The organism is Pseudalkalibacillus hwajinpoensis (genome assembly GCF_039851965.1).
GTDB lineage: Bacteria > Bacillota > Bacilli > Bacillales > Guptibacillaceae > Guptibacillus > Guptibacillus hwajinpoensis_E.
In genome coordinates this window covers 3,423,448-3,437,617 of the sequence record NZ_CP156674.1, presented here as the reverse complement: position 1 = coordinate 3,437,617, position 14,170 = coordinate 3,423,448, and the positions used below count along the sequence as shown (strand labels likewise).

13 protein-coding genes are annotated in these 14,170 nt (G+C 40.5%); all 13 read right to left on the bottom strand.

The features are described from left to right. Nucleotides 1-77: 77 nt before the first annotated feature. Nucleotides 78-1,313 carry a group II intron reverse transcriptase/maturase gene (ltrA, locus tag ABFG93_RS17695; RefSeq protein WP_347548065.1) on the bottom strand — a complete coding sequence of 412 codons (1,236 nt, stop codon included), beginning with the start codon at nucleotides 1,311-1,313 and terminating at the stop codon, nucleotides 78-80. Then, nucleotides 1,280-1,471, bottom strand: a complete 192-nt coding sequence (locus ABFG93_RS17690) for a hypothetical protein (RefSeq protein WP_347548066.1) — start codon at nucleotides 1,469-1,471, stop codon at nucleotides 1,280-1,282. The genes ltrA and ABFG93_RS17690 overlap by 34 nt, the downstream gene beginning before the upstream one ends. Nucleotides 1,472-1,904: 433 nt before the next feature. Next, nucleotides 1,905-2,294, bottom strand: a complete 390-nt coding sequence (gene speD / locus ABFG93_RS17685) for an adenosylmethionine decarboxylase (RefSeq protein WP_347549335.1) — start codon at nucleotides 2,292-2,294, stop codon at nucleotides 1,905-1,907. A gap of 255 nt (nucleotides 2,295-2,549) precedes the next feature. Beyond that, complete coding sequence (locus ABFG93_RS17680) at nucleotides 2,550-3,578, bottom strand: glyceraldehyde-3-phosphate dehydrogenase (protein WP_347549334.1); 1,029 nt, start codon at nucleotides 3,576-3,578, stop codon at nucleotides 2,550-2,552. A 219-nt stretch (nucleotides 3,579-3,797) separates the two neighbouring features. Beyond that, nucleotides 3,798-4,391, bottom strand: coding sequence for a dephospho-CoA kinase (gene coaE / locus ABFG93_RS17675; protein WP_431522016.1), 594 nt, complete (start codon nucleotides 4,389-4,391; stop codon nucleotides 3,798-3,800). An 18-nt stretch (nucleotides 4,392-4,409) separates the two neighbouring features. After that, nucleotides 4,410-5,042: a sporulation membrane protein YtaF gene (gene ytaF / locus ABFG93_RS17670; protein ID WP_347549333.1), complete on the bottom strand. Its 633-nt coding sequence runs from the start codon at nucleotides 5,040-5,042 to the stop codon at nucleotides 4,410-4,412. Between the two features lie 65 nt (nucleotides 5,043-5,107). Further along, the gene (gene mutM, locus ABFG93_RS17665) at nucleotides 5,108-5,938 is read right to left on the bottom strand and encodes a DNA-formamidopyrimidine glycosylase (protein WP_347549332.1); all 831 of its coding nucleotides are present in this window, start codon (nucleotides 5,936-5,938) and stop codon (nucleotides 5,108-5,110) included. A 19-nt stretch (nucleotides 5,939-5,957) separates the two neighbouring features. After that, nucleotides 5,958-8,585 carry a DNA polymerase I gene (gene polA, locus ABFG93_RS17660; RefSeq protein WP_347549331.1) on the bottom strand — a complete coding sequence of 876 codons (2,628 nt, stop codon included), beginning with the start codon at nucleotides 8,583-8,585 and terminating at the stop codon, nucleotides 5,958-5,960. Between the two features lie 329 nt (nucleotides 8,586-8,914). Beyond that, nucleotides 8,915-10,333: a two-component system histidine kinase PnpS gene (gene pnpS, locus ABFG93_RS17655; RefSeq protein WP_347549330.1), complete on the bottom strand. Its 1,419-nt coding sequence runs from the start codon at nucleotides 10,331-10,333 to the stop codon at nucleotides 8,915-8,917. Continuing rightward, nucleotides 10,333-11,049: a response regulator transcription factor gene (locus tag ABFG93_RS17650; RefSeq protein ID WP_347549329.1), complete on the bottom strand. Its 717-nt coding sequence runs from the start codon at nucleotides 11,047-11,049 to the stop codon at nucleotides 10,333-10,335. The genes pnpS and ABFG93_RS17650 overlap by 1 nt, the downstream gene beginning before the upstream one ends. Nucleotides 11,050-11,291: 242 nt before the next feature. Next, nucleotides 11,292-11,771: a MaoC family dehydratase gene (locus ABFG93_RS17645; protein WP_347549328.1), complete on the bottom strand. Its 480-nt coding sequence runs from the start codon at nucleotides 11,769-11,771 to the stop codon at nucleotides 11,292-11,294. An 83-nt stretch (nucleotides 11,772-11,854) separates the two neighbouring features. Beyond that, nucleotides 11,855-12,793 carry a malate dehydrogenase gene (gene mdh, locus ABFG93_RS17640; protein ID WP_347549327.1) on the bottom strand — a complete coding sequence of 313 codons (939 nt, stop codon included), beginning with the start codon at nucleotides 12,791-12,793 and terminating at the stop codon, nucleotides 11,855-11,857. Nucleotides 12,794-12,841: 48 nt separating this feature from the next. Further along, nucleotides 12,842-14,113 (bottom strand): NADP-dependent isocitrate dehydrogenase, encoded by a 1,272-nt coding sequence (gene icd, locus ABFG93_RS17635; RefSeq protein ID WP_347549326.1) that lies wholly within the window; start codon nucleotides 14,111-14,113, stop codon nucleotides 12,842-12,844. Nucleotides 14,114-14,170 lie beyond the last annotated feature (57 nt).

Here is a 14,170-nt window from a genome sequence, read left to right as displayed (position 1 = left end):
AGTAGGAGGGGGTGACTAACCCCCGACCTCTCACACCACCGTACGTACGGATCCGTATACGGCGGTTTCATGAAAATCTAACGTGCTTCTAACGATTTTAATCCTAACTGACGCCAATACTTGTCATTGAAGGTACGATGGAGGATCGGGCTACTGGCAATTCGCCAGTAGCCTTTTCTTGTGTTGCTCCATTCAAAAGCTTTCGCTTTTGTAACACCTAATGAAAGGAGTTCTTTCCTTCTTGTTTTAGGTGTTTTCCATTCCTTCCACCGGATCATTCGTAATCTCCTTCTCAACCATGCCATTAATTCTCTAAAAGTTGATGTCGTTTCAGCGAGCTGGAAATAGTTTCGCCACCCTACAATGAATTTGTTTAATTTCTTGATTCGATCGGACATCGCTAAACTCCACTTTCGTGATGTTAAGCGTCGAAGTTCCTGTTTTGCTCGTTGGATTGATTGTTTCGCGACCCTGATTTTCGAGTCTCGGTGGAGCGTGAAACTAAACCCAAGGAACGTTCGTTTCCACGGGCGGTCAATCGCACTCTTTTCCTTATTAACTTTTAGTTTTAATTTCTTCTTGATAAACTGGCTGATATTTCGAAGGATTCGTTCGGCTGCTCTTCTTGAGCCTACGTAAATCTGACAATCGTCGGCGTATCGAACGAAACGAATACCTCTTGACTCCAATTCCTTATCCAGTTCATTTAACACGATATTTGATAGAAGTGGACTTAAAGGACTTCCTTGCGGTGTCCCTGCTTGGTTCGTCTGTGTTAGGCCGTTCTCCATAACCCCAGCTTGTAGGTATCTCCGAATGATTCGAAGGATGCGACCGTCCTTAACCCGACAACTCAATGTGCGCATTAGTCGGTCGTGGTGAACGCGATCAAAGAATTTCTCCAGATCGATATCCACCACCCACCGGTATCCGTCATTGACATATTCTTGGGCTTTTCGGACCGCATCGTGTGCTCGTTTTCCTGGTCGGAACCCGTAGCTTGAGTTGGAAAACGACGGATCGTAGATCCGTTGAAGATAAAGGTTGATAGCTTGTTGGATGAAGCGATCCATGGCGGTTGGAATGCCTAGCTTTCGTTTGCCTCCGTTCGGTTTCGGGATTTCGACACGACGGACGGGTGACGGTTGATAGGTTCCATCCAGAAGTTGGGCTTCAATCTCATTCCAGGACTCCGAGATCTGGGATTTCAGTTCAGACGTGGGAATGTGATCAACGCCGTGACTCCCTTTGTTTCGGACCACTCGTCGATAGGCTTCGTTTAAATTGTTCCGATGAAGTATCTTTTCCAACATGCTTTCTTCCTCCACGTGACAGGTTTCTTTCCTTGTGTGGCACCAATTCTCCACGCTCCATATGCCCTCAGAGACTTCACTCCTACCTCATATGTTGAGCTGAAATGTTCTGTGTCATCGAACGATGCGTACTTCGGTAGAACCTGTTCTCTATTCATGATTCGGTCCTTCCCGTACCATCTCGAGTTTGGAACGGTACTATGACCTCGGCTGACTTCTGATGGTTCAGTGACTTCTCTTGAAGACAGTTACCATAGGTGTATGGCGTGACCGTCAGACCTCCCCGGGTAAGTGCACAAACTTCCTCTCCATTTACCCGCCTCATTTACTGCCATTTCCTTTGGTCATTTGGACTTCGATGTGTGTTGCCATCTCGTCCAAAAATGACAGCCTTGTATGAGATTCGTGTTCCTCGGGTCGGAGATTTGCCTCTGGCTTCCTTCAGATTCCGAGTCGCCTCGGACACCCTTGCCTTTGGCTAACGGCTACAATGACCTTTGCCGTTCGGGACTTGAACCCTATAGCGTATGCACATGCCGGGCACACAACAAAAAAGGAGTGCAGGCGCACTCCTTTAGACTATTGTTATGATTATGAAGTAAACGCTGACTGCTCTTCTCTAACTTTAGGTTTAACAGGGCCCATACCACGTGGAAGTTCAATATTCTCACGAGTGTCTGCCATAAGCGCATCCGCAATATAGTTAGCCGCAACGTTCGGGTCAAGATCACCGCATGTATAAACATCGATGCTTGCATAACCATGCTCAGGAAAGCTGTGAATAGTTAGATGCGATTCAGAAATAATAACGACACCACTAACTCCCTGTGGTGCGAATTTATGAAAAGCAACTTCTCGAACCTCTGCACCAGATTTTAAAGCAGCTTCTACAAACGTTTCTTCAATAAATTTCATGTTGTTAAGTTTTTCAATGTCACAGCCCCATAGTTCAGCAATGACGTGTCGTCCCATTGTATCCATAGCAAAATTCCCCCTTTAAATTTACTCATGCATATATCAGCATGCGGTATTGAAAATCCACCACGGGGGAAAGTTAGTCCGATGAGGTCCTAACCCTTTAAGTAGTTTCCAATGCCAAATTGCTATAAAAGAAGTTCACGAAAAATAGTATAAAGCTTTTAATATGGTTTTGCAACAAAAAATTGTCCAATATCAAATTTCTAATAAAGATGAAAAAAGCAGGAACCCGTGGGCTCCTGCTTTTTATCATCTTTATTAAACGCTAACCTTCAGCCTCCCGGGAATTCTCTCACCCACATACTTTGCCATATCAACCACACGGCAAGAATATCCCCACTCATTGTCATACCATGCAAGCACTTTAACTTTCTTGTTCTCTACTACCATCGTTGAAAGCCCGTCAATAATCGACGAATGGTCATTTCCATTATAATCAATGGAGACAAGCGGCTCATCAGAATAGGCAAGAATTCCGCGTAACGGTCCTTCAGAAGCTGCTTTCAAAGCATCATTTACCTGTTCAACCGTCACTTCTTTCTTTAAATCAACTACAAGGTCAACAAGCGACACATTCGGTGTCGGTACTCGAAGTGACATGCCGTTCAATTTACCTTCAAGATGAGGCAACACTTTTGAAATGGCTTTCGCTGCCCCAGTAGAAGTCGGGATAATAGACTGACCACAGGCCCGCGCTCTTCTTAAATCTTTATGTGGATTATCGATATTTTTCTGATCATTTGTATATGCATGCACTGTTGTCATCATACCTGATACAATACCAAAGGCTTTATCAAGCACCTGCACGACAGGCGCCAAACAATTCGTTGTACAGGATGCATTTGACAAAACGTGATGTTTTTCGCTATTGTATTCGCTTTCATTAATACCCATGACAATTGTAAGATCCTCATTTTTCCCCGGTGCCGTAATGATCACTTTTTTAGCACCTGCGTCTAAATGGTATCCGGCTTCTTCACGAGAACGGAATTTCCCAGTCGCTTCAATAACGACATCAATTCCCATCTCCTTCCACGGGAGGTTCTTTGGATCACGGTTGTTTAGGACAATTATTTTTTTATTATTTATCTTAATTCCATTTTCACAAGGCGTAACGTCCCCATCAAATGTACCATGAATGCTATCATATTTAATTAAATGGCTGAGCGTTTCCGGCGGATAGCTAGCGTTAATTGCTACAACTTCCAAGTTTTCTTCCATCATTGCCTTTCTAAATACCATACGCCCAATTCTTCCAAAGCCATTAATCGCTACTCTTGAGTTCATCCAGCGTTCCTCCTACCATATATGTGTTATACTGATTTCCTTTATCACAAAATTAGTATAACATATTATATGCAAATGAAAAGATATATTTACACTATTCATGAATAATCATGGTAAACAGGATGAATGCCCCTATAAAGTGAAACTTCCATCAGAGGGTTTTGCTACCCCTTATAGTGAAATAAATGAAAAGAAACACGCCTATTAGACGTGTTTCTTCTAAATTACTTTCCAGTTCTTGAGAAGTGAGTTAAGCTGTTCTTCGGTTCGTTCCCTCGTACCGGTATTATCAATAACGGCATCAGCCAAAGCTTTTTTTTCTTCAATCGACATTTGAGATTGGATGCGCTTAGAAGCTTCCTGCTCTGAACTTCCATCTCGATTCATTAATCTTTTCAGCTGTGTTTCCCCGTCTACATATGCAAGTAACGTTTTCTCAACCATGTGAGTTAGTTTACTTTCAAATAACAGAGGTATATCGAGCACAACATGAGGATAACCCTGTTTTTTATAAGAAGTGACTTCATCTAACATTCGCTTACGAATGGTTGGATGAAGGATACTATTTAGCAGAACGCGTTTTTCTTCATTTTCAAATACAACTGACCCCAACCTTTTACGATCAAGTCCACCGTCTTCTGCTTCCATTTCTGATCCGAATAAACGAAATATCTCCTTAAGCGTAGACTCACCAGGTTCAACCACCTGTCTTGCAATCACATCTGCATCAACAATTGGTATATTGTATTTTCTTATCATATCCGCAATCGTACTTTTTCCGCTAGCTATTCCACCGGTTAGCCCAATATCCAAGGTACCCCTCCTTTGCAGCTACATTCTCATAAATCCTAGAATAATTAATAAACAACCTGGTAAATAAGCTAATTTATCCATCCATTTAATATTAGAAGCTATGTTTCCAAACTTGAGTCCAATCAAGACAAAGAACGAACTCATACAGGCAATCAATAGTGACGTTCCAATTGGTGGATAACCGATCATAGAGGCACCAACACCTGCCCCAAATGCATCAAGAGAAAGGGCCGCCCCTAACATAATCGCTTCGATGCCAGTTATGGTACCAGAATCATCAAAATCAGCCGTTGTAGGCTTTCTCAAAATACTAATGACGACCCCGATTGATCGAATTTCAAAATGGAGGAGAGTACGATCTGAAATTATTTTCTCTCCTTCTTTGTTATTCCGAATCATTTGATACAATACCCAGCCACCTAGAGCAATAAGAATAGCTCCTCCGATTCTCTGAGCCACTATATCTGATATCCAGAGTTGGAGCATGGATCCAAGTCCCATTGCGATTAACATGGAGACCGCCGAGCAAATAGATAAAATAAGAATTGACTTAAAAGGAATTCTCATCCTTCGTAATCCATACGTTAAGCCGACCCCAAAACCATCGATACTTACAGCAAATGCTAAGAAAAAAAGAGAAACCCAGTGCATTGGCGAACTCCTTTCATACTAAAATCTTAAATAGTATATGAAAGGAGCCCATCCAACGCTACGCCTTAAAAACTCACCTGACAAGTTGGACAAAAAGTTGTCCCTCGTCCACCAACAACCTTTTTCTCAAGCAGGGTGCTGCATGCTTTACACGCAAGACCGGATCGTCCGTATACAAAAAGATTGTCCTGGTAAGTACCGACTTTCCCCTGGCTATTCACATAGGAACGGATTGTGCTCCCGCCTTTATCAACAGCCTGCTTTAGTGTGTTTATAATCTCAGTGTGTAAGAGCTGAAGTTCTTGGTCGTCCAGTGTTGAAGCTAAACGTTCAGGATGGATAAACGCCTTGAACAACGCTTCATCAACATAAATATTCCCAAGCCCCACAACAAGCGTCTGATCAAGCAGGACAGTTTTTACTTTTCTGCTTGTCTTTTGAAATCCTTTTCTCAAAACATCTACAGTAAAAGCTGAAGAAAAAGGTTCTTGACCGAGCTTTGCAAGAGGTAATACATCTTCTTCTGTTCCAATAGGAAAAAGATGCATTGTACCAAATTTGCGCACGTCATGATAACGAAGCTCAGTACCGTCATCAAAAGTAAAGAAAACGTGTGTATGATGATCCGATTCATCTTCTGTTTGAGCTACACGATATTTCCCTTCCATACGCAAGTGGGAAACAATTACGTCTTCTTCCAGTATAAGTTTCAAAAATTTTCCTCTTCGTTCCACACTTTTAAACGATTGTCCAATAACTTTCATTCTGAATTCTTCTATATCGTCTGGTCTCTTAATGATTTTGGGCCATTTTACAATGACATCCGTAATTTTCTTTCCAACAATTAATTTCTGGAGCGTTCGTTTGACTGTTTCAACTTCTGGTAACTCAGGCATACTCTCTCTCCTTTAATGCCTACTTCGCATCATACCAGGTGGAGCCATATTCATAATCAACCTTTAATGGTACATCAAGTTTGATCGCTGCTTCCATCACTTCAGGCACAATACGTTTTAACGTTTCGATTTCTTCTTCAGGCGCTTCAAAAATAAGTTCATCGTGTACTTGAAGCAGCATTCTTGTCTTCAGGTTATCTTCTTTAAGTCTTGTATCCATTTGGACCATAGCTAGCTTAATGATATCTGCCGCTGTTCCCTGAATTGGTGTATTCATCGCCGTACGTTCTGCAAAACTACGCTGATTAAAGTTTCTTGAATTAATTTCAGGCAGATATCGTCTCCGTTGCAATAACGTTGAGACAAACCCATCTTCTTTTGCCTGTGTAACGACATCCTCCATGTACCTTTTTACACCAGGGAAACTTTCAAGATAGCGATCAATAAACTCTCCCGCTTCTTTTCTTGAAATGCCTATGCTTTGAGAAAGGCCGTAATCACTTATCCCGTAGACAATTCCAAAGTTAACAGCTTTCGCGTGTCTTCTCATATCTGACGTTACATCCCCTTTGGAAACCCCAAACACATTCATTCCCGTTTTCGTATGAATGTCTTCACCATTTTGGAATGCTTCACTCAAGTTTTCATCCTGTGCAATATGAGCAAGTACACGTAATTCGATTTGAGAATAATCGGCCGCAAACATGACCCACTTTTCTGAAGAAGGTATAAACGCACGACGTATTCTTCGACCTTCTTCAAGACGAATTGGGATGTTTTGCAAGTTAGGATCTGTTGAACTAAGTCTGCCGGTTTGCGTAAGGGCCTGGTTAAATCTCGTATGGATTTTACCTGTATCAGAATAAATAACTTTAAGAAGACCTTCAATGTAAGTGGAATTCAACTTTCCAAGTTGGCGGTATAGAAGAATTTCCGGGATTACCTCATGCTTACTCTCAAGCTTTTCTAGCACATCAGCAGAAGTTGAGTATCCAGTCTTCGTTTTTTTCACAACTGGTAATTGAAGTTTATCAAATAGAACTTCTCCAAGCTGCTTAGGAGAGTTAATGTTAAATTCTGCTTCAGCTAGCTCAAAAATACGAGCTTCAATGGTACTTAGCTTCTTATTTAACTCCTCCCCCATCTTCTCGAGGTATCGTGTGTCTACAGAAACGCCTTTTGTTTCCATTTCTCCAAGAACAAGAGTGAGTGGCATTTCAAGATCCTGGAACAGCTCGAACTGCTTATTATTTCGAAGCTGTTCTTCAAGCGTTTCTTTTAACTGATACACAGCATAAGACTTTCTTACAAGATGATCAGAGAGCTCCAGCTCCTCAGGCAGCTTACGCTTTGCACCTTTGCCATAAACGGCTTCATCTGATGAAACGATTGAAAATCCTTCACGTCTGGATATAGCAGATAAATCATGCGTAGACTCTGATGGATTGAGCAAATAAGATGCTATGACTAAATCAAAAGTAATCCCTTTTAGCGCAATTCCCTTCCATCCCAGGGCCACAACAGCTCGCTTCGCATCAAAGACCCACTTTTTCTTGCTTGAGTCTTCAAGGAACGTTTTAAATGACTCAGAGGACATCGCAAGTTCAGTTGGGATGTAAAAATTACCTTTTTCATTCACTAACGAAAATCCTTGAATTTCCGCATTATGATAATTCTCTTCCATTACTTCTACAATAAGAGCGGATGGACTGACGAGATGATGTTCTTCAATTTCTTCAAGGGTATCGAACTTTAATTCATCAATCTCCTCTACTTCGTTACTTTCACCACCAATACGAGTTAGAAGCTGCTTAAACCCAAGCTCTTTGAATATTGCGGAGACAGGTTCAACATTATACCCACTGTAGGCAAGGTCTTTTATCTCAAGATCGAGCGGTGTTTCTTTATAAATTGTAACGAGTTCTTTGCTCATCATTGCCTTGTCATGGTTCTCTTCAAGCTTTTCCTTCAGCTTTTTACCCGATACGTCATCAAGCGATTCATACACCGCTTCTACCGTTCCAAATTGCTTCAGAAGTTTTAAAGCAGTCTTCTCACCAACTCCGGGAACACCGGGGATGTTATCGGAATTATCCCCCATCAGCGCTTTCATATCGATGATTTGATCAGGAGTAAGCCCATACTTCTCGTTTAGGAACGCAGGATCGTATGTATCAATATCTGTTATCCCTTTTCTCGTTAGCGCAACGTGTACTTGATCGGAAACGAGCTGAAGTAAGTCTTTGTCCCCTGAGAAGATCTTTACGTCCCAATCTTCTTTACTTGCTACCTGAGACACTGTCCCAATAATATCATCAGCTTCATAGTTTTTGATTTCGTATCGTTTAATCTTAAAAGCATCAAGAACTTCACGAATAACTGGAAATTGCTCACTTAGTTCAGATGGCGTTTTTTGGCGACCACCTTTGTATTCTGTATACGTATTATGTCGAAATGTCGTTTTACCTGCATCAAAAGCAACGAGCATATGCGTTGGCGATTCGTTTTCGATGATTTTTAAAAGCATTGTTGTAAAACCAAGCACAGCGTTTGTGTAAACACCTTTATCATTGTTTAGCAGCGGTAATGCAAAGAATGCACGATATGCGATGCTGTTACCGTCAATTAATACCAGTTTGTTTTTCATAAAGATCCTCCCGTTCAATTCAAATAAGCGTTCTACACTATAAAAAAACGCCTGCTCCTTCCATTTTACCACGATGGCAAAAAGAAAGAAAAACAAGCGTTTTTAAGCGGTCTTCATTACTAGCATTCTAGACACGAGCAATCTGTACATTTCTGTCCTACCATAAAAAAAGGAGACGAGATATACTCGTCTCAAAATATGCTCTCGTCATGATGAAGGGGTCAATTGTTACTTTACAGAAATAATATAAAGTGAATATAAACAGAATGTAAAGATAACGTAAAGATTAAACGTGCGGATCGCAAAGGCTTTTATACTTTCTTAGAAAATTAAAATAAGCGATTTTTTAGCAGGGTGATTTTAAAGGTTGTACCCTGACCCACTTCACTTTCTACTTCTATTTTTCCATTATGGGCCTCCACAAGGTGCTTTACTATAGCAAGACCGAGTCCGGTCCCCCCTGAATTCCTGCTTCTAGCTTTATCCACTCGATAGAAACGTTCAAAAATCCGAGGTAATTCTTCCTTTTTTATTCCAATTCCATTATCTGAAATAACAAAGGCAACCGCTCCACTTTTTTCTTTGACCGATATAGCAACTTTTCCTTTTTCAGGTGTATATGTAAGGCTATTTGCGATCAAATTCAGAAAAACCTGTTTTAATCGATTACTATCACCTTTTACCTTGAGATCCCCATCATAATCAACCGTTACCTCTATGCTCTTTTTTTCTGCTTTACTCTGAGTCAAAAGGATACAATCCGCAATAAGTTCTTTTAACTCAACATCCTGCCAGTTTAAAGAGAAATGCTTTTGTTCCATTTTGGATAAATCCAAAAGATCTTGAATCAAGCTTTGTAGACGATCACTCTCATCAAGAATTATATTTAGAAACCGCGTGCGGAATGCTTGATTTTCCATTGCACCATCTAACAGCGTCTCAGCAAAACCCTTTAGCGAAGTCACAGGAGTTTTTAATTCGTGTGAAACATTGGCAACGAAATCCTTTCGCATTTGCTCGAGTTTTTTGAGTTCAGTAATATCGTGAAACACAAGAACGACACCTTTTAATTTATTATCCTGATCCAATATAGGCGCACCAGAAACGTCGAAGTGACGCATTTCTATACCTACCTGTAGTTCAACCTGTTTTCGAACCGTTTGTTCGGTGAGAAGCGTCTCTTCGACGAGACGCACTATTTCTTGATATGGAAGAGCCTCATAATAAAGAACATCTAGATAATCATCTGAATCAACTTGAAACGTTTCTTTATAAAAACGATTAACCAGATTGATGTACCCCTTGGGATCAATTAAAACCAATCCACTATCCATGTTTTCAATCAATGTCATCAATCGATTTTGCTGCATTTCGTAAGAAGCTGTCATGTTTTGTAAATTCCTTGCCAGAATATTTAATGCATGACTCAATTGCCCAGTTTCATCGAGCTTATACTCATAAGTCCTTGCCCTAAAATTTCCAGAAGCTAGCTCATTCGCCACTTTAAGAGCTCCTTCAAGTGGCTTTGTTAACTGATTTGAAATACGTAGGTTGATAAAAATAATAAGTAAAAAAGCTGTTGCAAATGAGAAAATTAAGATGAGCCACATATTAGATAAAGCTTCTGGATTCGCTCCCTCAAATAAGATCCCTTCAAATAAATTGCCCAGAAACACAACCATTATAATGAATACAAAGAAGAGAATAACGAACTGAGCGTTTAAAAAACGCGAACGAAACCGTTTCATTAGATTGACGGCTCCTCTAACTTATAACCGAGTCCTCGTATTGTTTTAATGTATTCAGGTTTGCGCGTATTCTGTTCAATTTTCTCTCGAAGATGACTCACATGGACATCCACAATTCTCGTGTCTCCAACAAAATCATAATTCCACACAGCACTTAGAAGCTGTTCTCTCGTAAGAACACGCCCTTTGTGACGAATAAGGTAGACAAGAAGTTCAAATTCTTTAGGCGTAACTTCCATAATCTGGCCCTGGAAGAAAGACTCATAATTATTAGGATAAACCTCTAACTCACCAACCTGAATCTTTTCTGATTCTTCCATTTGAAATGCTGATTTCGATTCTTCGAGCTGCTTCACCCTCCTAAGAATAGCCTTCACACGAGCGACAACTTCTCTTGGACTAAACGGTTTAGTCATGTAGTCATCGGCACCAAGCTCAAGACCAAGTACCTTATCAAATTCATCGTCCTTAGCAGTAAGCATTAGGACAGGTGTATGAATGTGACGCTGTCTCAGTTCTTTACACACTTCAAGGCCGTCCATTTCAGGCAGCATCAGATCCAGGATGATGCAATTAGGCTTTTCTGCCACTACAATTTCCAGCGCTTCTGCCCCATTCTCAGCGGTTACGACCTCGTAACCTGCCTGTTCAAGATTAAATTGAAGTAATGTCAAAATTGATATTTCATCGTCGACAACTAGAACTTTTTGAGCCATTGTAAAATCCCCCTAACGAATTTCCCCATTCATCAATGCCGATACCGAACGCCAGGCATGTTTTTTATATGTTTACCTGATTACCATCATCATACTATTTTTTTTGTGAAGGCAAAAGAGGAACTTATTCAAAAAGAGTTTTGGAAGCGGTTACCTGCCAAATACATATTTTGTTCCAGGAAAGGAAGGAGGAAATGAGCTAAAAACTCAAAAAAAAAAAAAAAAAGAGCCCTATAAGCTCTTTAGAAATTATCAAAAGACGTAGTCTTCGTCAACGACTTAACAGGATATGGTGGACTTACTGTAAACTGCCCTTCTAATATAGCATCTCCCTTTTCGTTTGTACCATTAACGTTAATCACAACCTCGTGATTTTCTCTCAAAACGTCAACTACCTCAAATTGAAAATGAAGCGTTTCATAATGATGAACCGGATTAGCATAAGTAACGTTATGTTTCTTTATACTGCTTCCCGGTCCAGGTAAATATTTCGATATGGCACCTGTTACAATCGCAAGAAGCATAATTTGTGGAACAATTGGCTTTTTAAATGGTGTCATTGCCGCATAGTCGTGCTGGATAAAAAGAGGATTATTATCGTTGGAAAGCCCCAGATACAAAAGAAGATCCCGATCCTCTATTTTCTCTGTCACTTCCAATTTTTCTCCAGCAGTTATTTCTTCAATCATTCGGCCGATTTTTCTTTTTTTACCTAAAAGCATAGCTACTCCCCCTTTTCTCATTAAAGAAAGCGCTTTCTATGTTTTTGTAAAAAGAGATCCGGTGTAAACCGGATCTACTTAACTTAACTTAATACAGTCAATACTTTACGTACTGAATCAGCTGATTTGTCTAGTTCTTTCTTTTCATCATCTGTTAGATCCAACTCGATAATGTCTTCAATTCCACTGCCACCAAGAATCGTCGGAACTCCAAGGTACAATCCATCATAGCCATACTCGCCTTCTAAGTAGGCAATTGTTGGAAGAACACGACGCTGATCTTTAAGAATCGCTTCAGCCATTTCTACTAGAGAAGCAGCAGGTGCATAGTAGGCACTACCATTTCCTAAAAGACTAACAATTTCTCCTCCACCCTTACGTGTACGTTCAACAATTTCACCCAGACGCTCTTCAGATATCAAGCTTTGAAGTGGAATGCCGCCTGCAAATGAATAGCGTACAAGTGGTACCATGTCGTCACCGTGACCGCCTAGAACAAAGCCAGTAATATCTTTAACGGATAGGTTTAGTTCCTCAGCAATGAACGAACGGAAACGTGCAGAATCAAGAATTCCTGATTGACCGATCACACGGTTTTTAGAAAGACCAGATTCTTTATAAACAGTGTAGGTCATTGCATCAACCGGATTAGTTAATACAACAATAATCGTTTCAGGAGAATATTTCACAATCTCCTGCGTGACGCTTTTCATGATCTTGGCGTTAGTATTTACAAGATCATCACGACTCATTCCGGGTTTTCTAGCTATCCCTGCAGTAATGACGACGATATCAGAACCAGCAGTATCCTCATAGTTAGAGGTACCTGTAATTTTAGAATCGAAACCTTGCACTGGACTTGCTTCAAACATATCAAGCGCCTTTCCTTTAGTAGGACCTTCTTGATTTGGAATGTCAACAAGTACGACATCAGCTAGTTCTTTTTGAGCAAGTAGAAAAGCTGTTGTTGCACCAGTAAATCCTGCACCGATTACAGAAACCTTTTTACGTTTCATTGTCATTTGGAAGCCACTCCTTTTAATCCAGTTAATCTGGTGTCCTATTTAATATTAATCCATGTTGTTTATTAGTTCGTCACCAAACTCAGAAGTTTTCACTTCGGTTGCACCGTCCATCAGACGGGCGAAATCATAAGTTACGACCTTATTGGCAATGGTTTTCTCCATTGAATCAAGGACAAGCTTTGCAGCCTCATTCCAGCCAATATGCTCAAGCATTAGAACTCCAGAAAGAATAACAGATGAAGGGTTTACTTTGTCGAGACCAGCATATTTCGGAGCAGTACCGTGAGTTGCTTCGAATATAGCATGTCCAGTTTCATAGTTGATGTTCGCACCTGGAGCAATCCCAATTCCGCCTACCTGTGCTGCAAGAGCATCAGAAACGTAGTCACCATTTAAGTTCATGGTTGCGACAACATCAAACTCTGCAGGACGAGTAAGAATCTGCTGTAAGAAGATATCAGCAATCGCATCTTTTACGATAAGCTTTCCTTCACCTTCTGCTTTTGATTGTGCATCATTCGCAGCATCTTTTCCTTTTTCTTCAACGATACGGTCGTATTCTGACCATGTAAATACTTTATCACCAAATTCTTGCTCAGCAACTTCATAGCCCCAATTTTTAAATGCGCCTTCTGTAAATTTCATAATGTTTCCTTTATGAACAAGCGTAACATTTTTGCGACCTTCATCCAGTGCATACTGAATAGCTGCACGAACAAGACGTTTTGTCCCCTCTTCAGAAACAGGTTTTATCCCAATTCCAGATGTTTCCGGGAAGCGAATATTTTTTGCACCCATTTCATTTTGAAGGAAAGAAATGATTTTCTTAACTTCATCTGTTCCTTTTTGGAATTCGATCCCTGCATAGATATCTTCAGTGTTCTCACGGAAAATAACCATATCAGTATCTTCAGGACGCTTTACTGGTGAAGGAACGCCTTTAAAATAACGCACTGGGCGCAGGCATGTAAACAAATCCAATTCTTGACGAAGTGCCACGTTAAGAGAACGAATACCTCCTCCAACAGGAGTAGTAAGCGGACCCTTAATCGCAATTATGTATTCACGGATCGCATCAAGAGTATCAGCAGGTAGCCATTCACCTGTCTTATCAAATGCTTTCTGACCAGCATATACTTCCTTCCAAACGATCTTTTTCTTTCCGCCGTATGCTTTATCTACTGCACCTTCAAGAACTTTAGATGCTGCTGCCCAAATATCAGGACCAGTGCCATCTCCTTCAATAAATGGAATAATTGCATGATCTGGAACGTTTAGTACACCATTATTTACAGTAATCTTCTCTCCATTTGCCATTCTGTATTCCTCCTACTTAAGTTAAAATTTCATTATAAGAAGGGAAGAAAGAAAACC